Annotated in this window: 21 protein-coding genes and 1 tRNA gene; 12 read left to right on the top strand and 10 right to left on the bottom strand. The window is 62.2% G+C overall.

Going from position 1 to position 20060, the window contains the following annotated elements; translation table 11 throughout:
• Positions 1 to 99: 99 nt before the first annotated feature.
• Together ACOOE1_RS03700 and ACOOE1_RS03695 are read right to left on the bottom strand one after the other, a co-directional pair.
• Positions 100 to 687, bottom strand: coding sequence for a PAS domain-containing protein (locus tag ACOOE1_RS03700; RefSeq protein ID WP_420404991.1), 588 nt, complete (start codon positions 685 to 687; stop codon positions 100 to 102).
• Positions 688 to 802: 115 nt separating this feature from the next.
• Positions 803 to 892, bottom strand: a tRNA-Ser gene (locus ACOOE1_RS03695).
• Positions 893 to 1039: 147 nt separating this feature from the next.
• On the opposite strand from ACOOE1_RS03695, the gene ACOOE1_RS03690 reads away from it, so the two are divergent.
• Together ACOOE1_RS03690 and ACOOE1_RS03685 are read left to right on the top strand one after the other, a co-directional pair.
• On the top strand, positions 1040 to 1762 hold the full coding sequence (locus ACOOE1_RS03690) for a FadR/GntR family transcriptional regulator (protein ID WP_420404990.1): 723 nt from the start codon (positions 1040 to 1042) through the stop codon (positions 1760 to 1762).
• Between the two features lie 36 nt (positions 1763 to 1798).
• A complete protein-coding gene (locus tag ACOOE1_RS03685; RefSeq protein WP_420404989.1) occupies positions 1799 to 2704 on the top strand; it encodes an SMP-30/gluconolactonase/LRE family protein in 906 nt (301 codons plus the stop codon).
• A 3-nt stretch (positions 2705 to 2707) separates the two neighbouring features.
• Here the strand turns inward: ACOOE1_RS03685 and ACOOE1_RS03680 are convergent, their stop codons facing one another.
• From ACOOE1_RS03680 to ACOOE1_RS03660, 5 genes are all read right to left on the bottom strand, one after another.
• Positions 2708 to 3991, bottom strand: a complete 1284-nt coding sequence (locus tag ACOOE1_RS03680) for a TRAP transporter large permease (RefSeq protein ID WP_420404988.1) — start codon at positions 3989 to 3991, stop codon at positions 2708 to 2710.
• A gap of 12 nt (positions 3992 to 4003) precedes the next feature.
• Positions 4004 to 4570: a TRAP transporter small permease gene (locus ACOOE1_RS03675; RefSeq protein ID WP_420404987.1), complete on the bottom strand. Its 567-nt coding sequence runs from the start codon at positions 4568 to 4570 to the stop codon at positions 4004 to 4006.
• 113 nt (positions 4571 to 4683) lie between these two features.
• The gene (locus ACOOE1_RS03670; RefSeq protein ID WP_420404986.1) at positions 4684 to 5670 is read right to left on the bottom strand and encodes a TRAP transporter substrate-binding protein; all 987 of its coding nucleotides are present in this window, start codon (positions 5668 to 5670) and stop codon (positions 4684 to 4686) included.
• A 179-nt stretch (positions 5671 to 5849) separates the two neighbouring features.
• Positions 5850 to 6770: a 5-dehydro-4-deoxyglucarate dehydratase gene (kdgD, locus tag ACOOE1_RS03665; protein ID WP_420404985.1), complete on the bottom strand. Its 921-nt coding sequence runs from the start codon at positions 6768 to 6770 to the stop codon at positions 5850 to 5852.
• Between the two features lie 16 nt (positions 6771 to 6786).
• The gene (locus ACOOE1_RS03660) at positions 6787 to 7611 is read right to left on the bottom strand and encodes an NAD-dependent epimerase/dehydratase family protein (protein WP_420404984.1); all 825 of its coding nucleotides are present in this window, start codon (positions 7609 to 7611) and stop codon (positions 6787 to 6789) included.
• Positions 7612 to 7904: 293 nt separating this feature from the next.
• On the opposite strand from ACOOE1_RS03660, the gene ACOOE1_RS03655 reads away from it, so the two are divergent.
• The 9 genes from ACOOE1_RS03655 to ACOOE1_RS03615 all read left to right on the top strand — a co-directional run bounded on the left by ACOOE1_RS03655 (position 7905) and on the right by ACOOE1_RS03615 (position 16969).
• Positions 7905 to 8879: a lytic murein transglycosylase gene (locus ACOOE1_RS03655; RefSeq protein ID WP_420404983.1), complete on the top strand. Its 975-nt coding sequence runs from the start codon at positions 7905 to 7907 to the stop codon at positions 8877 to 8879.
• A gap of 40 nt (positions 8880 to 8919) precedes the next feature.
• The gene (locus tag ACOOE1_RS03650; protein ID WP_420404982.1) at positions 8920 to 9975 is read left to right on the top strand and encodes a septal ring lytic transglycosylase RlpA family protein; all 1056 of its coding nucleotides are present in this window, start codon (positions 8920 to 8922) and stop codon (positions 9973 to 9975) included.
• Positions 9976 to 10126: 151 nt separating this feature from the next.
• Positions 10127 to 11293, top strand: a complete 1167-nt coding sequence (locus tag ACOOE1_RS03645) for a D-alanyl-D-alanine carboxypeptidase family protein (RefSeq protein ID WP_420404981.1) — start codon at positions 10127 to 10129, stop codon at positions 11291 to 11293.
• Positions 11286 to 11954, top strand: coding sequence for a dTMP kinase (gene tmk, locus ACOOE1_RS03640; protein ID WP_420404980.1), 669 nt, complete (start codon positions 11286 to 11288; stop codon positions 11952 to 11954). Before ACOOE1_RS03645 ends, tmk begins: the two co-directional genes overlap by 8 nt.
• Positions 11951 to 13066: a DNA polymerase III subunit delta' gene (locus ACOOE1_RS03635; RefSeq protein ID WP_420404979.1), complete on the top strand. Its 1116-nt coding sequence runs from the start codon at positions 11951 to 11953 to the stop codon at positions 13064 to 13066. The genes tmk and ACOOE1_RS03635 overlap by 4 nt, the downstream gene beginning before the upstream one ends.
• Before the next feature lie 100 nt (positions 13067 to 13166).
• The gene (metG, locus tag ACOOE1_RS03630; RefSeq protein ID WP_420404978.1) at positions 13167 to 14699 is read left to right on the top strand and encodes a methionine--tRNA ligase; all 1533 of its coding nucleotides are present in this window, start codon (positions 13167 to 13169) and stop codon (positions 14697 to 14699) included.
• Positions 14700 to 15518 carry a TatD family hydrolase gene (locus ACOOE1_RS03625; protein WP_420404977.1) on the top strand — a complete coding sequence of 273 codons (819 nt, stop codon included), beginning with the start codon at positions 14700 to 14702 and terminating at the stop codon, positions 15516 to 15518.
• Positions 15519 to 15525: 7 nt separating this feature from the next.
• A complete protein-coding gene (locus ACOOE1_RS03620; RefSeq protein ID WP_420404976.1) occupies positions 15526 to 16302 on the top strand; it encodes an MBL fold metallo-hydrolase in 777 nt (258 codons plus the stop codon).
• Between the two features lie 19 nt (positions 16303 to 16321).
• Positions 16322 to 16969 carry a glutathione S-transferase family protein gene (locus ACOOE1_RS03615; protein WP_420404975.1) on the top strand — a complete coding sequence of 216 codons (648 nt, stop codon included), beginning with the start codon at positions 16322 to 16324 and terminating at the stop codon, positions 16967 to 16969.
• Between the two features lie 51 nt (positions 16970 to 17020).
• Here ACOOE1_RS03615 and ACOOE1_RS03610 read toward each other — a convergent pair whose 3' ends face one another.
• Positions 17021 to 17638 (bottom strand): hypothetical protein, encoded by a 618-nt coding sequence (locus ACOOE1_RS03610; protein ID WP_420404974.1) that lies wholly within the window; start codon positions 17636 to 17638, stop codon positions 17021 to 17023.
• A 38-nt stretch (positions 17639 to 17676) separates the two neighbouring features.
• Between ACOOE1_RS03610 and ACOOE1_RS03605 the strand changes: the two genes are divergently transcribed.
• Positions 17677 to 17928, top strand: coding sequence for a hypothetical protein (locus tag ACOOE1_RS03605; protein WP_420404973.1), 252 nt, complete (start codon positions 17677 to 17679; stop codon positions 17926 to 17928).
• A gap of 130 nt (positions 17929 to 18058) precedes the next feature.
• Here ACOOE1_RS03605 and ACOOE1_RS03600 read toward each other — a convergent pair whose 3' ends face one another.
• Positions 18059 to 18847 (bottom strand): glycerophosphodiester phosphodiesterase, encoded by a 789-nt coding sequence (locus tag ACOOE1_RS03600; protein ID WP_420406403.1) that lies wholly within the window; start codon positions 18845 to 18847, stop codon positions 18059 to 18061.
• Positions 18844 to 19869 (bottom strand): SPASM domain-containing protein, encoded by a 1026-nt coding sequence (locus ACOOE1_RS03595; RefSeq protein ID WP_420404972.1) that lies wholly within the window; start codon positions 19867 to 19869, stop codon positions 18844 to 18846. The genes ACOOE1_RS03600 and ACOOE1_RS03595 overlap by 4 nt, the downstream gene beginning before the upstream one ends.
• Positions 19870 to 20060: the final 191 nt, after the last annotated feature.

Raw genomic sequence — 20060 nt, 5'->3', positions numbered from 1 at the left:
CAGCTCCGTCGGGAATGGGATGCCCCGTGGCGAATGCCCCGGGAGCTCAAATAGACGGCGTCCGGCATGTCAGGGTCAAGTTCGCCATCACGGTGGCGATCATTCCCGCTCCACACGGCTCCATCGGACGTATCTTACGCGTTGGTCGCCGAGCAGAGAGCCGGCGTAGGCGGAGGAGCTCAGGAAATTGGTGATTCCGACCAGGTGAGTCGGAGTGGTGTGATCGTTTCCCAATGGAAGGACCATACGCTCGCCGAGCACACTTGCTCCTGCGTCCGACTGATGATCGGTCACGATGAAGAAGGCGGCGCGCATTTCAATGAGCATCTGCCAGCGTTCGAGGATCGCCTTCGCCGCCTCGGGTTGCATGATATCGGATAACCGTGCCCCCTTCAGGTTGCGGCGGTAGTGCTGCGTATGCTCCTCGCCGGCGATCCGGTAGACGAAATCCCCCTCTGGCAGCGCCTCGGTGACGAATATATTCGGAAGCGCCCATGGAAATTCCACGGGATCCAGTTCAGCGTAGGCCGGCATCGCACGCCCGCCCCGCAACTCGAGCCAATAATCGAGAAACCTGCGATGCAGGTAAGCGTCCTCACGCGGTGCGAGTTCCGCGATGGGATACCGATCCTCTTCTCTGAATTCCATCGTCTGCTTGAAGTCCGTCTCGTGCAGTCGGCCCGCCACGACGTGTCACGGGACGCGATCCGAGTTTTATCGAAAAGACCTAAACAAAAAGAAAACGGCATCGGGATTGCGCCGTTCGAAGCGCCTGCGATGCGGGTTCGGGTGAGAAAGCATTTGGCGGATGGGGTGGGATTCGAACCCACGAGACGGTTACCCGCCTGCCGGTTTTCAAGACCGGTGCCTTCAACCGCTCGGCCACCCATCCGTTCGTCGAGAGAGACGAAGCCGGGTGTCTATACGCAACGAGGAGACTTCCCGCAACCGTCAAGAGAACGGGAAGGGCATTGATCAATTCGAGGGATTAGTACTACATATAGGGCTCAATCATCATACCTGAAAGAGTGTTTGCCCTGTGAACCGCAAAACCACGACTGCGGCCGCCAGCCGGAACCTGACCCAGGAAACCACCGAGGCCCTGCGCGCCAGAATTGCCGCCGGCCCCATGAAAGCAGGAGACCGCCTGCCGACCGAGAAGGAACTTGAAGCCGAGTTCGGCGTCAGCAGGACGGTAATCCGCGAGGCCGTGGCCGTACTGAAGGCGGACGGTTTGGTGGAACCGCGGCGCGGCGCCGGTATTTTCGTCCGCGACCCGGAAGGCTCGCGGCACAAGACCATTCCCACTTTCGTGCCGTCCGACGTGCACGAAGCCCTCGACCTGCTCGAATTGAGGATGGCGGTCGAGATCGAGGCCGCCGGGCTCGCGGCGACCCGGCGCAGCCTGTCCCAGGACGCGCGGATCCGCGACTGTCAGGCACTGTTCGAACGCGACATCGATGCCGGGGCCTCGGCGGTCGACCGGGATTCGGCTTTTCACCTCGCGATCGCCCAGGGCACGAACAACAGCCTGTTCACATCTTTTCTCGAGTCGCTCGGCCATAACGCCATTCCGCGCAGCACTCTCTCCGACGAGGACCGCGCACGGCTGATCGATCGCTCGTATCTCGAACGGGTCAACAAGGAGCACCGAGCCATTGTCGATGCCATTTCGGCCGGCGATGCCGACGGGGCGCGTCGTGCGATGCGCGATCATCTGAGCGGCAGCATCACCCGCTACCGGAAATCGCTTTCCTCCTGACGAGGTTTTCCCCGGAGAGCACAGGAGGCCCTGGCAATGACCGTGACTGTGGACCGCGTGACGGATGTCTGCACGAAACTCGGCGAGGGCGCCGTCTGGGACAGCGCGAGCGGAACGCTCTGGTGGGTCGATATCGCCGCACCGGCCCTGCACCGCTACATGCCCGAAACCGGCCGCACGGAACACTGGCCCATGCCCTCGGCGATCGGCTGCGTCGCACCGCGCCGCACCGGTGGTGCCATTCTCGGCCTTGAGCAGGGATGGTCGGGATTCGACCCGGCGGACGGGACGATCACGCTGATCAATGACCGCGCACCCGGACGTGCGGGCCATCGTTTCAACGACGGCGCCGTCGATCCCGCGGGACGGTTCTGGGCCGGGACCATGCCAAAGGCCGGCCCCCGCGATGCCGCCGCGGGGGAAGCCGGCGACGGCGAACTCTTCTGCCTCGAGCCCGATGGCTCCTGCCGCCCGGTCATCGACGCGCTCTACATCCAGAACGGCCTGGCCTTCTCGCCCGACGGCAAGCGCATGTACCTCTCCGACAGCTATCCCGCCGTGCGCACGATCTGGCAGTTCGATTACGATCTGGAAGGCGGCACGCCCTCGAACCGGCGCCTCTTCTTTGACACGCGCGAGGTCCCGGGGCGGCCGGACGGTGCCGCGATGGATGCGGACGGATGCTACTGGATGGCCGGGATCGACGGCTGGCAGATACTCCGCCTGACACCCGAGGGAAAGGTCGACCGCTCTATCGCCGTGCCGGTCGAAAAGCCGACCTGTCTTGCTTTCGGCGGCCCGGATCTCCGCGATCTCTACATCACCTGCATGGGCCCCGGCCTGATCACGCCAGGTACGGAAGCGCGGCAACCGGACGCCGGCGGCCTCTTCGCCTGCCATCCGGGTGTCGCCGGTTACGCACCGCCGCCGGCCGCAGCCTGACCCTCACCCCTCGATGAGGCGCGGCAAGGTCATCGATATCTCCGGAATGAAGGTTGTCAGCATCAGGGCGAACAGGATCGCGGCATAGAACGGCCAGATCGTCTTCACCGCCCGTTCGATCGGCACCTTGCCGACGGCGCAGCCGAGGAAGAGACAGGCCCCGACCGGCGGGGTGCAGAGTCCCAGTCCGAGATTCATCATGAGAACCATGCCGAACTGAACCGGATCCATGCCGATGGAAATGACGACCGGCAGAAAGATCGGCGTGCAGATCAGGATCAGCGCCGCCATGTCCATGATCATGCCGAGGATCAGCAGCATGGCGTTGATCATCAGCAACATGCCAATGGGGTTCTCGGTCACGCCGGTCATGAAGTCGATCATCCGCGACGGCACCTGATAGAAGGTCAGCATATAGGCGAAGGCCGTCGCGGAGGCGACCAGGATCAGCACCATCGAGGTCGTCCGCACCGAGTTGATCACCGCGGTCTTGAAGGCCTCCCAACTGAGCGAGCGGTACACGAGGAGTGTCACGATGAAGGCATAGAGCGTCCCGAAGGCGCCGGACTCGGTTACCGTGAAAATCCCCGAAAGCACGCCGCCGACGATGATCACGGCTGTGAAGAGTCCCGGCAGGGCCGCCACGAAGCTGAGGAAGAGGGCGGTGAAGCCGGGGAAGACCTCGACCGGATAGTTCCGACGGACGGCGATGATATAGGCCGCGACAGCGAGGCAGATGCACATGAGCACGCCGGGCACGACGCCGGCGAGAAACAGCTGCGAAATCGAGATTCCACCGCCCGCGGCGATGGCGAAGAGGATCATGTTGTGGCTCGGCGGCACAAGGATGCCGGCGATCGAGGAGGTTACGGTCACGTTCACCGCGTAGTCGTCGTCATAGCCCTTTTCCTTCATCACCGGGATCAGGATAGAGCCGAGCGCGGAGATATCGGCGACCGCGGAACCGGAAATCCCGCCGAACAGCATGGAGGAGAGCACGTTCACGACGCCAAGCCCGCCGCGCACCTTGCCGACGGCGGCCGAGGCGAAGCGCACGAGCCGGATCGCGATCCCGCCATGGAACATGAGCTCGCCGGCAAAGATGAAGAAGGGGATCGCCATGAGCGAGAAGACGTTGATCCCGGATATGATGCGCTGGAAGGCCACGACCAGCGGCAGTCCCTCCATGAAGAAGGCGGTGACAGCGGCGACGGCGAGCGCGAAGGCGACCGGAACACCGATGAAGACGCAGACGGCGAACACGCCGAGCAGAATAAGAAGACCCATGATGCGCCCCTGTCAGCTCTGGTTACGCGGATCCGGGGTCTTCTCCCGGAAAAATCTGATCAGATGACCGATCGAATAGAGCAGGCAGGCCGCTCCGCAGAATGTGAGGGGAACCGCCCTCAGCCCTTCCGGCAGATCGATGAGCGGGATCTGGGTGCTCCATTTGAAGAGCACGAGCTTGTATGTCTGCACCATCATCACGAGTCCGAAACCGCCCATGATCAGATAGGTCAGTAGTTCCATGACCCGCTGCACCGGGCGCGGCGCGACATCGCGAAAGAAGGAAACTCCAAGATGGGAGCGCTCATGCACCCCGGAGGACGCTCCGACGAAGCCGATCAGCGAGACCAGGAGGAGAGCGACCTGCTCAACCCAGGTCGGCGTGGCGTTCAGGACATAGCGGCCGAACACAAGCCAGCCGAAAATCACTGTCAGGACGACCATTCCGATCCCCGACACACAGAGGCTTAACTTGGAGAGCAGATCGAGCAGCCGCTCGAACAGCCTGAATATCTCGGCGCCGCCGCGCCTGGCGCCATGGGTGCCGCTTCCGGCACCGGTCGAATGCATCGAGTTCATCGGCACATCCCAGGTCGTGGCCGCGAGGAGGAGGCGACACACAGATCATGAGGAAAAAAGGGGCTGCCGGGGCGGACGCGCGAACGACGCCCCGGCAGCCACGGGACAGGAGCCTACTGAGTCGCCTGAATCGCCGCCACGAGCGGTTTCAGATCCTCGTTGCTGGCGAGGAACTTTTCGTAGACCGGCTTCATCGCGTTCTGGAATGCCGCCTTGTCGGCAACATCGTTGAACTTCACGCCGGCCTTCATGACCATCGCGCGGCTCGCTTCGGCCCGCTCGGCCCAGAGCTTCCGCTGCAGATCGGCGGATTCCCGCGCTGCCGCCTTCACTGCGGCCTTGTCCGCATCGGACAGCGCGTTATAGACGTCGGCATTGATGCAGACGCATTCCGGAATGATCAGGTGCTGGGAGAGCGAATAATAGCCGGCGACCTCGAAATGTCCGGTGGATTCATAGGACGGCCAGTTGTTTTCGGCCCCGTCCACGACACCTGTCTTCAGAGACTGGTAGACTTCCGAGAACGCCATCGGCGAAGGATTGCCGCCAAGCGCCGCGATCATGCCCGAATAGAGGTCGTTGTTCATCACGCGGACCTTCATGCCCTGCACGTCGTCCGGCTTGTTGATCGGACGTTTTGAATTATAGAAGGAACGCGCCCCGGAATCGTACCAGGCGAGCGCGATCATGCCTTTCTTTGCCATTCCGGCGCTGATCTGGTCGCCCGGTGCTCCGTCCATCGCCCGGTGCATGTGCGCCATGTCCTTGAAGATGAAGGGCAGGGAGACGACGTTCGCCTCCGGCGCGACAGGACCGATCGGCCCGAGGTTGAAATTGCCGATCTCCACCCCGCCGATGCGAAGCTGTTCGATCGCATCGGGCTGGCTTCCCAGTACGCCGGAATGGAACATCTTCAGGGTGTAGCGCCCGTCCGTTTTCTCTGCGAGCAGTTCCGCGAACTTGTCCATGGCGACCGTGTTCGGGTAGCCGGGCTTGTGAATGTTCCAGCCTTTCCACTCGGCCGCGTCGACTGCGCCAGAAAGACTGGCAGCCAGGGTCACGGCGATCGCCGCGGAACCGATATTCCGAATGAATGACATTTCTTTTTCCTCCCTTTTGGCCCGGCTCACCGGCCGGTGCAGGGGCACCGTCTGTTTGATTTTTGGTTTGGTGCCCGGTTCCGGGGATACGGCGCACTGGTCGCCGCTCCTCGCTGAAAAGAAGTATGCCCGGTTTCAGAAATTGGTCAATCTATTGGGCAATACATCTTACTTATTTCTCATGCTGCCCTACGCAGGCCGTCGACTACAGCCGCAAGTTCGGCGACATCGGCGTCCGTGGCGGTGCTCAGAGGGGGACGCACCGGCCCCGGATCACGGCCGACGGCGCGCAAGCCTCCCTTGATGAGGCTGACTGCATATCCCGGCACCCGGTCGCGGATCTCTGCAAAGGGGTAGAAGAAGTCGCTGAGGATGCGATCGGTCGTGCTCCGGTCATCCGCCCGCAGGGCCCTGTAGAATTCCAGCGCCAGTTCCGGCACGAAATTGAAGACGGCAGACGAGTAGGTACTGAAACCGATACCGTCATAGGCGGATGCAAACAGCTCGTGCGTCGGCATGCCCCCGACATAGACCAGCCGGTCGCCAAGCTCGGCGCGAATCCGGGTGATCAAATCGATCTCTCCGATGCCGTCCTTGAAGCCAATCAGGTTCGGACAGATCGCGGCGAGGCGCGCGATGGTCGCAGCCGACAGCCTGCAGGTCCCGCGATTATACACCACCACTCCGATGGAGACCGCGTCGCAGACCGCCTTCACATGTGCAAACTGGCCCTCCTGGGTGCCGGCCATCAGGTAGCTCGGCAACAGGAGCAGGCCGTCCGCGCCGGCCGCTTCCGCCGCCCGGGCATCGGCAATTGCGCGGGCCGTATTGACACCGCATCCCGCAACCACGGGGCAGCGGCCACCCGCAGCCTCGACAGCGGCGCGAATGATGGTGGGGTATTCTTCCTGTCCGATCGAGAAGTATTCTCCGGTTCCCCCGGCGGCGAAGAGGGTCGCCGCATCGAAGGACGAAAGCCAGTCGACATGCTCCTGGTATGGGGCGGGAGCGAACCGCAGTTCCGCATCGAAATGGGTCACGGGGAACGACAGGAGACCGCTCCCCATACGCGCTTTCAAATCTTGGGGTGAGAGAGGCACAATGCTGCTCCTTGGTTCAGGCGAGGGGCTTCTGACGGGTGACCCGTTCGGGGTCGCCCTCGTATCCGGTGCTGGCAAATGGGCCGCCCTGGACCGCCAGTGCAACCGCGTTTCCGGGCTCCGCCGGCCCGGCATCGACCTCCTCGATCCACACATCGGACGAGTCCTGCGGCTCATAACCGAGCCGGCGAGCGGTCGTGTTGTCCCAAAGGGTGCGGGAATTGTTGGACACCCCCCAGACGATCTCATGGTGCAACTCGGGTGTCTCAAGACCGACCCGGCAAAGCCGCGTAAGGTCGCCGATGCTTACCCAGGAAGCGAGGGTGCGTGGCGTCTCGGGCTTTTCGAAGCACCAGCCGATCCGGATCGAGAGAATGCCGAGCCCGTAATTGTCGGCAAAATATTGCGACAGCCCCTCGCCAAAAACCTTGCTGAGGCCGTAACGGCAATCGGGCCGCGGGCGTTCTGAACCGTCGAGATGCTGGCCACGCGGATAGAAACCGATCGCATGGTTCGAACTGGCGAAGACGATACGCTTCACGCCCGCCTCGTAAGCCGCCTCATAGAGCCGGTAGGTGCCGTCAATGTTGGTTTGCAGGATGTCGGCCCATTCGTGTTCCACCGAAAGACCCCCGAGATGGATAATCCCGTCAACGCCATCGACCAGTCTTGTCAGATCCGCCGGATCATTGAGATCCGCGACCACGACTTCTTCACCGTCCGCTGCCGGCCCAAGGTCGGAAATGTCGCTCACCCGGAGGACCGGATAGACATTCGCGAGAGTTTGGCGCATCCGGCGACCGATACCGCCCGCCGCGCCTGTGAGCAGAACACGTCTCATTTTGATGCTCATTGATATGACTAATTACAATATTAATCTTGCGTAATATGACTTCTCTGTCCAGAGCAATAATTCCGTCGTCGGCAAAGCGCCGTTCACAGGAGCTCCGATCATCGCCGAGTCTTGCGGGATTCGCGGTTTACCCTCCGAGAACGCCAACCTTCGATGAGTTAGATTGCGTGAAATCAATAAGTTGGGAGCGGTTTTGAACCTATCTTGCGAGCAATTCAGCCCTGTGCCACAACATCCGGAAATGGGCAGATCCTCAGGAACAGGTTTTGGACGCGCAAAACATGATGAGACGATCAATACTGGCGGCAGGGCTTCTCGCAGCGGTTTCTCTCGGTCCGGCCGCCGCGTCGGAACAGCCTTTCGATTCCTGGGTCGCTGACCTGAAGGCCGAGGCGGCGTCTCAGGGGATCAAGAGCGAAATTCTCGATGAGGCTTTCGCCGGCGTGACGCCGATCCCGCGGGTAATCGAACTGGATCGCAAACAGCCCGAATTCACCCTCACATTCGAGCAATACCTGACCCGGGTCGTCCCGAACGCGCGGATCCGGAAAGGTCGTCAGCTTCTGGCGGAGAACAAGCCCCTTCTGGAGGAGGTCTCGGCAAAATACGGCGTTCAACCCCGTTTCATTGTCGCGCTCTGGGGCGTGGAGACGGATTTCGGCCGCATCACCGGCGGCTTTCCCGTGGTCGCCTCGCTCGCGACGCTGGCCCATGACGGTCGCCGCAGCGCGTTCTTTCGCAAGGAGTTGCTGCTCGCCCTGAAGATCCTCGATCAAGGCCACATCGCCCATGGCGACATGAAGGGGTCCTGGGCCGGGGCGATGGGGCAGAGCCAGTTCATGCCGTCGAGCTTCCACAATTTCGCCGTGGACCATAACGGAGACGGACACAAGGACATCTGGAATACGAAAGAGGATGTCTTCGCCTCGATCGCCAACTATCTGTCGCGTTCGGGCTGGAATGACGACATCAACTGGGGCCGCGCGGTCACTCTTCCGGCCGGCTTCGACAAGTCACTGGTGGATGCCAAGGAAAAGAAGACGATGCGCGAATGGGAAGCGCTCGGGGTGACCCGGCGGGACGGCGGTGCACTGCCGAGACGCAATCTCACCAGCCATCTGGTCGTCCCTGGGGACGGCGAACTGGCTCCGGCCTATCTCGCCTACGCCAATTATGACGTGATCCTGAAATGGAACCGGTCGAGCTATTTCGCGACAGCCGTCGGCACCCTGGCGGACGCGATCGGGCGGCCATAGTTAGCGATCCTCGCCGCCACAAAATATGGTATTGTTGAGGTTGAAGCTGAGCATCAGTAGTTTTTCGGCACCGGGACGGATCAAAGGGACACTTATGAAACCTCTCGCTACGCTTTCATTGGTGGCGCTTGCCGTTCTGCTCTCCGCCTGCGCGGAGACCGAATTCGTCGTACACACAGCAAAACAGATCAACAACGCCGCTTCGGACGGACAGCAGGCCGGGCGCTACAAGGTCGGCTCGCCTTACGAGATCAACGGCGTCTGGTATTATCCGCAGGTCGATTACGGCTACGAGGAAACCGGCATCGCCTCGTGGTACGGCCCGAACTTTCACAACAAGATGACCGCCAATGGCGAGATCTTCGACCAGAACGACGTCACGGCCGCGCACCGGACCCTGCCGCTGCCGAGCGTGGTGCGGGTAACCAATCTCGAGAATGGCCGCGCGCTTGTCGTCCGCGTCAACGATCGTGGCCCGTTCGCCCACGGCCGGATCATCGACATGTCCAGGCGATCCGCCCAGTTGCTTGGTTTCGAGCGCCAGGGAACAGCCAAGGTGCGGGTGGAAATCTTGCCGGAAGAAAGCCGGCTTATGGCCGAGGCTTACAAAAACGGGCGTCCGGTCAGGCTAGCCAGCCTCAACGCAGCGTCTTCCAAATTGCCGGTACCGGCGCCGGCCGCCGCCCCGAGCGTTCCGGTGTCCAAGGGTACCGTCTCGGCAATCCCCGGCGCGGTGACCTTGACCCCGCCGCCCGCGCCCGTGACGCCCGCCGTGGCATCCTCCAGCCCGGCCGCACAGGGAAGTGCGGCCGATCTGACGCCGCAATCGGCCGATGCGCCGTCGGTGATCCAGACCGTGCCGGAAAAGACGGAGATCTTTGTTCAGGCCGGCGCCTTCACCAACGCGACCAATGCCGACAAGCTGACCCAGATCCTGGCTTCCGTCGGGCCGGTGGTGATTTCCCCGCGCGAAGTGAAGGGGAGGTATTTCTACAGGGTCCGTCTCGGACCGCTCGGCACCGTCGAGGAAGCGGACAGGGTCCTGGAAGCGGTGATCGGCCGCGGCTATCCGGCAGCTCGCGTGATCGTCGAGTGAGCTAATACGGGAGCGATGAGAACAGCGAGCCGGAGCAACATGTCTCATTTGGATCAAATTTGTCCGCTATCCTTCTCACTGGGTCCGGATATAGAAGCCGCCGTTTTTCGGGTCGCGACCATTCGGATTATTGACGCATAGGGAAATCGTTATGTCTTTCGCCAGCAATCTGAGCGCAGCGATCAGACGCGCAGTCCGGGCTCTTCCAGCCGCTCTCCTGATCCTGACAATGCAGATTTCGGATTCCGAAGCGCTCGATACCAGCGCGCGCGAGGCGATTCTCATCGATTTCGACACCGGAGCGGTCCTGTTCGAAAAGGATCCGGACAAGCCGATGCCGCCGGCCTCGATGACCAAGATCATGACCGTGTTCATGGCTTTCGAGCGCCTGAAGGACGGCCGGCTCTCGATGGACGACACCATCGCGATCAGCGAGAAGGCCTGGCGCAAGGGTGGCTCGAAGATGTTCGTGAAGGTGAACACGCGGGTCGCCATCAAGGACATTCTGCGCGGCATCATCGTGCAGAGCGGCAACGATGCGGCCATCGCCATGGCCGAGGCGCTGGCCGGCACCGAGGAGGCCTTTGCCGAAGAGATGACCAGGCGCGGGCGGGAAATCGGTCTCCTCAACAGCACCTTCAAGAATGCGACCGGATGGCCTGACCCGGAACACCGTTCCAGCGCACGCGATCTCGCGATACTGGCGATGGAAACGATCCGGCGCTTCCCCGAATATTATCCGATCTATGCCGAGACGACCTTCACCTACAACAAGATCAAGCAGGGCAACCGGAACCCGCTGCTCTACAAGAACATGGGCGCCGACGGCCTGAAGACCGGTCACACCGAAGCGGCCGGATACGGCCTGACGGCGTCCGCGATCCGCAACGGCCGCCGTCTGGTCCTCGTGGTCAACGGCCTGAAGAGCGTGAAGGACCGTTCGCGTGAGTCGGAAGCGCTGCTGGATTGGGGCTTCCGCGAGTTCGAGAACTATCAGCTCTTCGCCGCCGGGCAGACGGTCGCTGAAGCCGATGTCTGGCTCGGAAACGCGAAAACCGTGGCCCTGACGACCGATCGCGACGTCCTGCTGACAATCCAGCGGACTTCGCGTCCGAAGATGAAGGTGAGCGTGGTCTATGAAGGCCCGATCCCGGCGCCGATCGTTGCGGGCACGCAGGTCGCGACGCTCAAGGTGACAGCGCCTGAGATGGAGGATGTCAACCTGCCGCTCTATGCCGCGGCGGATGTCGAACAGCTCGGTGTGTTCGGCAAGGTAGGTGCGGCGGTCGAATACCTCGTCTGGGGCAGCGGTGGCTGACCAGCCGGACCGCGCACGCGGACGTTTCATCACATTCGAAGGCGGCGAGGGGGCAGGCAAGAGCACCCAGATCCGCCTGCTCGCGGCGGCACTGGAGGCATCCGGAAGAGAGGTCTGCCTGACCCGGGAGCCCGGCGGCTCGCCGGGAGCGGAACAGATCCGAGAACTGCTGGTGACCGGTGAGACCGGGCGCTGGGACGCCTTGACCGAGCTTCTGCTGCTCTACGCAGCGCGGCGCGATCATGTGAAACGCCTTATCGAGCCTGCATTGGAGCGGGGCTGCTGGGTCCTATGCGATCGCTTTGCGGATTCCACCATGGCCTATCAGGGCTACGGGCACGGACTCGAACTCGACAGGATCAGCGACCTGCACCGCATTGTGCTGGGCGATCTGAAGCCGGACCTGACCCTGGTGCTCGACCTGCCGCCCGAAACCGGCCTCGCGCGGACACGGACCGGCGGAGAGGCGGCGCGGCGCGGCGGGGAGGACCGCTTCGAACGCATGGAACTCGCGTTTCACGAACGCATGCGCGAAGGTTTCCGGACCATCGCGACGGCCGAGCCGCAGCGCGTCGTGCTCGTGGATGCGGCGCGGGACCCGAGTGCCGTGACAGCGGAGGTCGCGGCGCTTGTCCGTGCACGCCTCGGAGCGGAACTATGAGCGACGCGCAGAACATTCCGTTGCCCCGGGAAACCGAAGAGCTTGTCGGGCATCAGGCCGCGGAAAGCGCCATGGCCGAAGCGGTCGCATCCGGCAGGATCCCGCATGCCTGGCTGATCACGGGTCCGTCCGGGATAGGCAAGGCGACACTCGCCTATCGTTTCGCCCGCCACATTCTGTCGGGCGCGGGCGCCGACGAGGGGCCGGGACTGTTCGGCGACGCGCTTCCGTCAACGCCCGCTGGCCTACATGTCCCGCGCGAGGATCCGGTCTTCTCCCAGATTGCAGGCGGCAGCCATCCGGACATGCTGGTGGTCGAGCGCGGCTTTGACGAGAAACGCAAGAAGATGCGCGGCGAAATCGTGGTCGACGATGTCCGCCAGATCGGGAGCTTCCTTCGCCTGACGCCGTCTCTCGGGGGCTGGCGGGTCGTTGTGCTCGACTGCGCCGACGAAATGAACCGCAACGCCGCCAACGCCGTCCTGAAGCTGCTCGAGGAGCCACCGCGCCAGGCCTTGCTGCTGTTGGTGAGCCACGCGCCGGGCAGGCTTCTTCCGACGATCCGATCGCGCTGCCGGGCCGTGCGCCTCGGACCGCTCTCCGACGCGCAGGTCGGGGAACTGCTGGCAAAGCGTCTTCCGGATCTGGATCCGGAGACCTCCGAAACCCTCGTCGCACTCTCGGAGGGGAGCATCGGACGGGCATTGTCGCTTGCCGCGGAGGGCGGGATCGACGCGCTGCGGGAGCTGTTTCGCGCCCTTGAAAACTATCCGCAGGTCAAGGAACTTGCCGTGCTGGAACTGGCGGACAAATGGACTCGCACGGTAAAGGCCGAAGAGGCGGATCCGTTCGAGACCGGGGTCGCCTTGCTTGACTGGTGGCTCGGCCGGGCCGCGCGTGACGCGGCATCCGGAGACCGTCCGATCGATCGCATACCGGGCATGGGGGCCGCGGCGGCAAAGCTCGCCACGGCGCTCGGACCCGCCGGGATCGCGGAGCGGCGCGCCGGCATCTCCGCCATGATCGGCCGCGGGAGCCGGCTCAGCCTCGACAAGCGGCAGATGCTGATGGACGCCCTGCAGATGCTTGTCCCGGATCACGCCGTATCCTGACGTTTCGTCTTGAAACTGACGGGTGCGGGGGGTACCTCAAGACACCCATTTCATCGGCCGCCCGCTTGTCCGGGCGGCGACCGCCGATCGGACTGATTTCATGAGCGCGCATTACTACCTGACGACGCCGATCTACTACGTCAACGACAAGCCCCATATCGGCCATGCCTACACGACGCTTGCCTGCGACGCGCTGGCGCGTTTCAAGCGGCTTGACGGTTATGAGGTGAAATTCCTGACCGGAACCGACGAGCACGGCCAGAAGGTCGAAACGGCGGCAGCGAGTGCAGGCGTCGATCCGCAGGGCTTCACGGACAGGGTTTCGCAGAACTTCCGCGATCTCGCCGCGACGATGAACTACTCCAACGACGATTTCATCCGCACAACGGAGGAGCGTCACAAGAAGGCCTGTCAGGAAATCTGGAACAAGCTCAAGGAAAAGGGGCACATCTATCTCGGCGCCTATGAAGGCTGGTACTCGGTGCGCGACGAGGCCTTTTTCACCGAGACCGAGGTGGTCGACGGCAAGGCGCCGACCGGTGCGCCCGTCGAGTGGGTCGAAGAGCCGAGCTATTTCTTCGATCTCTCGAAATGGCAGGAACCGCTGCTGAAATACTATGCGGAGAACCCGGATTTCATCGCGCCCCAGGCGCGGCGCAACGAGGTGATCAGCTTCGTCAAATCCGGTCTGCGCGATCTTTCGGTCTCGCGCACCAGCTTCAAATGGGGCGTGCCTGTGCCGGGCGACGACGCGCACATCATGTATGTCTGGCTCGATGCGCTGACCAACTACATTACCGCCGCGGGCTATCCCGACACCGACAGCGCCGAGTACAAGGCCTTCTGGCCGGCGGACCTGCACATGGTCGGCAAGGACATCCTGCGCTTTCACGCAGTCTACTGGCCGGCCTTCCTGATGGCCGCCGACCTGCCGTTGCCGAAGCGCGTCTATGCCCATGGCTGGTGGACGAACGAGGGTCAGAAGATCTCCAAGTCGCTCGGCAACGTGATCGATCCGCTGGAGCTGGTGGAAAAATACGGCCTCGACCAGGTGCGCTACTTCCTGCTGCGCGAGGTGCCGTTCGGCAATGACGGCGATTTTTCGCATCAGGCGATGGTCAACCGCATGAACAGCGAGCTGGCGAACGATTTCGGCAACCTTTCGCAGCGTGTGCTCTCGATGATCGCCAAGAATTGCAATGGCGCGGTGCCGGCGCATGGCGCATTCACGGACGCGGACCGCAAGCTGCTCGACGCGGCGGCGGGGCTGCTTGCGGAGTTGCGCCCCTCCTATGACGCGCAGGCCTTCCACAAGGCACTGGAGCAGGTCTGGCAGGTGATCGGCGACGCGAACCGCTATGTCGACGAGATGGCGCCGTGGGCTCTGAAGAAGACCGATCCGGACCGCATGGCGACGGTGCTCTACGTGCTGGCGGACGTGATCCGCGTGCTCGCGGTGCTGATGCAGCCGGTTGTGCCGGACAGCGCCGCGAAGATGCTCGACCAGCTCGCCGTCGGCGAGGAGGGGCGAAGCTTTGCCGCGCTCGGCACCAGCCTCGTTCCGGGCACGCCGCTGCCGAAACCGAGCGGAGTCTTCCCGCGTTATGTCGAACCGGAAGCGGCGGAGGCCTGAGTGAGCGTTCCGACGATCGTCGATTCCCACTGCCATCTCGATTTCGAGACCTTCGAGGAGGAACGGGACGAGGTCATCGCCCGTGCCCGCCGGGCCGGCGTCTGCCGCATGGTGACGATCAGTACCCGGATCTCGACTTTCCCCCGGATCCGCGCGATCGCCGAGCGGTATGAAGACGTCTTCTGCTCCGTCGGCATCCACCCGCACCAGGCGGGCGAGGAGGACCCGGTCTCTGTCGAGACCCTGACCGATCTGGCGGATCATCCCAAGGTGGTGGGGATCGGCGAGTCCGGTTTCGATTATTACTATGACAGTTCCCCGCGCGACGCCCAGCGACGGAGTTTCACCACCCATATCCGCGCGGCGCAGGAAACCGGTCTGCCGCTCATCGTCCATGCCCGCGACGCGGACGAGGACACGGCAGCCCTGCTTGAAGAGGAATATGCCCGCAAGCCCTATAAGGGGGTATTGCACTGCTTCAGCAGCGGCCGGAACCTCGCGATGCGGGCGCTCGATATCGGCTTCTACGTCTCGCTCAGCGGCATCATCACCTTCAGGAACGCCGAGGACATACGCGCGACCGTGACGGATGTTCCGCGGGACAGGCTGCTGGTCGAGACCGATGCGCCCTATCTCGCGCCGGTGCCGAAGCGTGGCAAGCGCAACGAACCAGCCTATGTCGCTCATACCCATGCGGCGCTGGCGGAGCTTCTCGGGATCTCGGAGGTCGAGATGGCGGCGCATACGACGCGAAACTTCTTCCGGCTGTTCTCGAAGGTCCCGCCGCCGGCGGATCTCGATCTCGGCAACGCGGCCTGACGCCCCCATGAAGATCACCATGCTCGGTTGCGGTGCGTCATCGGGTGTGCCGGTCATCGGTGACGGCTGGGGGGCGTGCGACCCGACCAATCCGAAAAACCGCCGCCGGCGTCCGTCGGTACTGATCGAGGAAGAGGGGGTAGCCGTTCTCGTCGATACCACCCCGGACCTGCATGACCAGCTCGTCGATGCCGGCGTCACCGATCTCGATGCGATCATCTACACCCACAGCCATGCCGATCATGTCCACGGGATCGACGATGTCCGGCCGCTCTGCTGGGGCACCGGAAAGCAGATCCCTACCTACATGGACGCCAAGACCTGGAAGGACATCAGCCAGCGCTTCGGCTACATGTTCATAAAGACGCCGGAAAGCCCGCCGCATTTCCGCTCGCCGCTTTCCATGCAAGAGATCTCTGCCGGCCAGACGCTGGAAATCGGCCCGCTTTCGATCGAGATCTCCGAGCAGGATCACGGACCGAGCGGAACAAGCCTCGGTCTCGTGTTCAACGGCAAGTTCGCGTACTCGACGGACGTCGCCGTGCATACGGCGGCCGAGCTCGACCGGCTCAAGGGAATCGATGTCTGGATCGTGGACTGTCTCAGGATCGATGCCGCGCGCAGCCATGCGAATCTCGAGACCGCCCTGTCCTGGGCGGAGCATGTCGGGGCCGGACGAACCTATTTTACCCATATGGCAGCTTCGCTCGATTACGAGGAGACGCGCGCGAAATGCCCGCCGGGTGTGGAACCCGGCTACGATGGCCTGGTGATCGAAATCTAGAACGCCGAAGGGACGGGGAGTGCTGAAGGTTTGGGGCCGGCGGAGCGCGTTCAACGTCCAGAAGGTCATGTGGCTGATCGGCGAGCTCGGGCTGGAGCACGCGCACACGACGCTTGGCGGCGATGCCGGCGGGCTCGACGATCCGGCCTTTCTGACGATGAACCCGCATGGCCGCGTTCCGGTGATCGAAGACAACGGTACGGTGGTCTGGGAATCCCACGCGATCCTGCGCTATCTCGCCGCTGTCTATGGCGATACTTCCCTCTGGCCGGACGATCAGGCGGAGCGGTCATGGGCCGACCGCTGGATGGACTGGACGCAGAGCAGCCTTCAGCCGACCTTCCTCAACGGCATTTTCTGGGCATATTTTCGTACACCGGAAGCGCAGCGCGACTGGCCGGAAATTCGGAATAATCAAGCGCTTAGCAATCAATACTTCATGCGGATCGAGGAGGCGCTGGAGGGCAGGGACTATCTCGGCGGCGAGCGTCTCGGTCTCGGCGACATACCGGCGGGAACGCATCTCTACCGGTATTTCGGCATGGATCTGGAGCGCCCGGCATTGCCGCGGGTCGAGGCGTGGTACGAACGCCTCCGGAACCGCGCCGCCTACCGGGAGCATGTCATGGTCCCGTTCAAGGACTTGAAGGGCAAGACCAGCTACTAGAATTTTCGCATTCAGATCAGAGGGTTATGATACGATATTCGTGCAAACCGATCAGGGTTCCGGAAGATCCAGAAGAGCCCAATCGGGTGATCGTCCCTCGGCTTCCGCCCGATGCCGGAGCATGCTCCGAAATCCGTTCCGCGCCATCTCGAGGTCCAGCCTGAGGTCGAACCGTTTCGCGACATTCTCGGCCACATCGAGCAGCGTCTCGAATCCCTGCAGGCAGCGCGGTTCGCTGCGCGCATTCTGGTTTGCGAGGATCAGCCAGCGCGGCTGGTTGCGCTGCATCGCGGCGACGAAGCGGGCTGCACCGCCGGAGCCCGACGGGTGCGGCAGTGGCGGGATGACCTCGCGGACATAGAACTCCATCCAGCGTTCGAAATAACCGCGCAGCTCCAGAATAGGCGGCGCATCCCGTGCAACGGCGTCCGGGTGATCCCGTTCCGCCTCAAGACGTTCGTAGAGCAGTTCCTCGATGAAGAGTTCGAGAAACTCGTAGAGCGTGGTGGTCGAGCCGATGGCGTGCAGCATACCCGCAAGTTCCTTCGGGACCACGGTGATATAATCTTCGCGGTTTGAGGTCTTGTGCGAACGGTTGTGCTCACCCGCGTGCCAGGTGATGACCCGGCCCGGTTTCTTCAGGGCATCTTCGAGTGCTATCCTGCGCACATCGTTTTCCAGACCGCTGCGACCGAAGGACAGAATCCATGATAGATCCGAACCTGATCGGCGAGTTGCAGAAAGATCATAAGAAGCTGCTTCTGAACAAGGAAGAGGCAGCCGGCTTTCTCGGCGATCTCGCGGCGCTCTGCCGGAAGCACAATGTCCTGCTGAGAACCTCTGACGGCATGATCCGCTTCTCGAAGGGCTTCGACAATTCGGAGTCGCGCACGACTTTCAAGGCGGCAGTCGATCAGGCGGGAAATGTTCCGGCGGCGAAAATTTCGATCAAAGGATAAACGCTCCGAGGTTTCAGTATCATTTCCCATAATATACATTATGCGATAATCTCTCGAGCTTCCCCGGTACGTTCAACCTGTTCCCCCGTCGTGCATTTTACCTGACGCGCGACACCCGAGAGAAACCGGCTTATCGGCGCAGCACCTCCAGAATGCCTTCATCCACCGGACTGACCATGACGAAATCGGCAGACGCCTGGCGCGCACGTTCGACGACCCGACGAGAATTTTCCAGATTTCTGTATGGAAAGGACGCGGTGACACATACCGCGTAATTTCGCCTGTGCAGCCGGTCGATCAAGCCTGACGATGCCGCCTGGTAGCGTACATATATGCGGTCCAGTCCCTCTTCCACGGGCGGCCGCGCCCCCTCATCCCGCGACAGCTCTTCCAGAAAGTCCCGGCAGCTTCTCTCCGCGAGACTTATGGCAATGTTTGGGAACCCTGCCTTCAGACGATGGTAACTCGACGGCAATCCAACAATGAGCCTCAAGCGACCGACGGCCGCTTCTGCAAGCACGGGCTCCATTCCCTCCAGAAGAGCGCCGGCCGGATCCTCCGGCAGATCGACCGCGGAGAGAACGCTTTCGGGGAACAGCGCGCTTGAAGTGTCATCACGCAAATCAAGTTCGAACCGGGTATGCGGAAAGGCGACGAGCGCTTCGCTCAAGGTCGCAAGCGTCGCACCGCCTCCATGGCGCTGAAACTCGTCCAGCGTCATGTCGAGAACGGTGCTGCGGAGACCGAAAAGCCGTTCAAGCGACAGGTCGTGCAACAGGACGGGATGCCGGTCCTTGGTGACCGCGACGTCGATTTCGACGGCGCACGACGGCGCCAACGAGGCACATTCCGCGATTCCGGCCATCGAGTTTTCCGCGGCATCGAGATTGCAGCCACGATGAAAGATCAGTTCGGTCATTCGGACCCAATACGGGTCATCCCGGCAACATAGGATTGCGCCGACGAGAAATCGTTTGCGGCCGGATCCAGCACGTTCCTGTGCCTGCAGTGCGTGCAGTTGCGACAATCCTCGTTCTGGTCCTCCACAACGTTGACCTTCGAGCGGAATGTCGCGAGCCGTTCGCCATTCCAGATCTCGTCGATGGTCTGTTCGTTCAGATTCCCGATCGGTTTCGCACTCAGCGGACAGGGATAGACCTCCCCGTCGGGCTGGATCGAGAGGCGGTGCCACGGCATCGAGCAGAAGCGGTGCCCGAGTTCTTTCGTCGCCTCGACGATTTCGGTAATTGTCCCGCCCTGCTGCTCGAACGGGACTCCCAGCTCATCGGCATGCGCCCGTGCCACGTCGCAGGCGTCCTGGAAGGCCTCCGGGTCGTTCAGGGGCATCTCGCGCACCATGTTGTCGCCATGAGCTTTGAGATAGGTGACCTGTACTCCCTCGCTGGCCTCGAATTCATGGGCAAAATCGACAGCCTTCGGGAGATCGTCGAGGGTGCTCAGCATGCCCACGGTCGAGATCCGCAACCGGGGCAGATCGGTGTTCCGCGCCCTCTTCTTCTCGTTCAGCCGAGCAAGTCTCTCCCGCACGACCTCCAGCCGGTCCAGCCCCATATGGCGCTCGTAGGATGTCCGGTCGAAGCCGGTCACCGAAACGGTGAGGAAGGTGAGCTTCCCGACCAGCACATCGATCACGTCGTCATCGAGGAGAATGCCGTTTGTCGAGAAATAGGTCTCGATATCGTAGGCGGCGATCTTCTCGAAGATCGGGATGAAATCGCGACACGTTAAGACCTCGTACTTGCTGAACAGAGTCATCGATTTCAGATGCGGCAGCAAAGGCTCGATCGTGGTGAACTGTTCGGCAGAGATCTGTGTCCAGCTCTTCGGCTTGAAATAGCTGAGATGACAAAAGCTGCAGCGCAGATTGCACTTGGTGCTCAGATCAATATCGATATGGACCGGAAATTTCGTTGGCTTCACGGGCTGGGCTTTCTCATGTCAATCCGCAGACTCCACGCGCCGCGGTAAGAACCGGCAGAAAATTGTCCTCTTGCTCTCGCGCCCCAGGCTGCAGCAAGAATCAGGCCAAACTCTGCTGGCATTTTTTTTGCTCATCCGCCATCAACAAGCGCAGGAATTCGCTGCGCCCAAGCAACAGGACACGGAACCGG

Source organism: Nisaea sp., assembly GCF_965216895.1.
Lineage (GTDB): Bacteria > Pseudomonadota > Alphaproteobacteria > Thalassobaculales > Thalassobaculaceae > Nisaea.
Note: the sequence above shows the minus strand (reverse complement) of the source record. Positions and strands in the feature narration are given on the sequence as shown.

What these genes read in the sequence shown, in the direction of transcription:
- ACOOE1_RS03685 (WP_420404989.1), top strand. Translation starts at nt 1,799, where the DNA reads ATGACCGTGACTGTGGACCGCGTGACGGATGTCTGCACGAAACTCGGC.
- ACOOE1_RS03680 (WP_420404988.1), bottom strand. Translation starts at nt 3,991, where the DNA reads ATGGGTCTTCTTATTCTGCTCGGCGTGTTCGCCGTCTGCGTCTTCATC.
- ACOOE1_RS03675 (WP_420404987.1), bottom strand. Translation starts at nt 4,570, where the DNA reads ATGAACTCGATGCATTCGACCGGTGCCGGAAGCGGCACCCATGGCGCC.
- ACOOE1_RS03670 (WP_420404986.1), bottom strand. Translation starts at nt 5,670, where the DNA reads ATGTCATTCATTCGGAATATCGGTTCCGCGGCGATCGCCGTGACCCTG.
- ACOOE1_RS03660 (WP_420404984.1), bottom strand. Translation starts at nt 7,611, where the DNA reads ATGAGACGTGTTCTGCTCACAGGCGCGGCGGGCGGTATCGGTCGCCGG.
- ACOOE1_RS03655 (WP_420404983.1), top strand. Translation starts at nt 7,905, where the DNA reads ATGATGAGACGATCAATACTGGCGGCAGGGCTTCTCGCAGCGGTTTCT.
- ACOOE1_RS03645 (WP_420404981.1), top strand. Translation starts at nt 10,127, where the DNA reads ATGTCTTTCGCCAGCAATCTGAGCGCAGCGATCAGACGCGCAGTCCGG.
- ACOOE1_RS03635 (WP_420404979.1), top strand. Translation starts at nt 11,951, where the DNA reads ATGAGCGACGCGCAGAACATTCCGTTGCCCCGGGAAACCGAAGAGCTT.
- metG (WP_420404978.1), top strand. Translation starts at nt 13,167, where the DNA reads ATGAGCGCGCATTACTACCTGACGACGCCGATCTACTACGTCAACGAC.
- ACOOE1_RS03620 (WP_420404976.1), top strand. Translation starts at nt 15,526, where the DNA reads ATGAAGATCACCATGCTCGGTTGCGGTGCGTCATCGGGTGTGCCGGTC.
- ACOOE1_RS03605 (WP_420404973.1), top strand. Translation starts at nt 17,677, where the DNA reads ATGATAGATCCGAACCTGATCGGCGAGTTGCAGAAAGATCATAAGAAG.
- ACOOE1_RS03600 (WP_420406403.1), bottom strand. Translation starts at nt 18,847, where the DNA reads ATGACCGAACTGATCTTTCATCGTGGCTGCAATCTCGATGCCGCGGAA.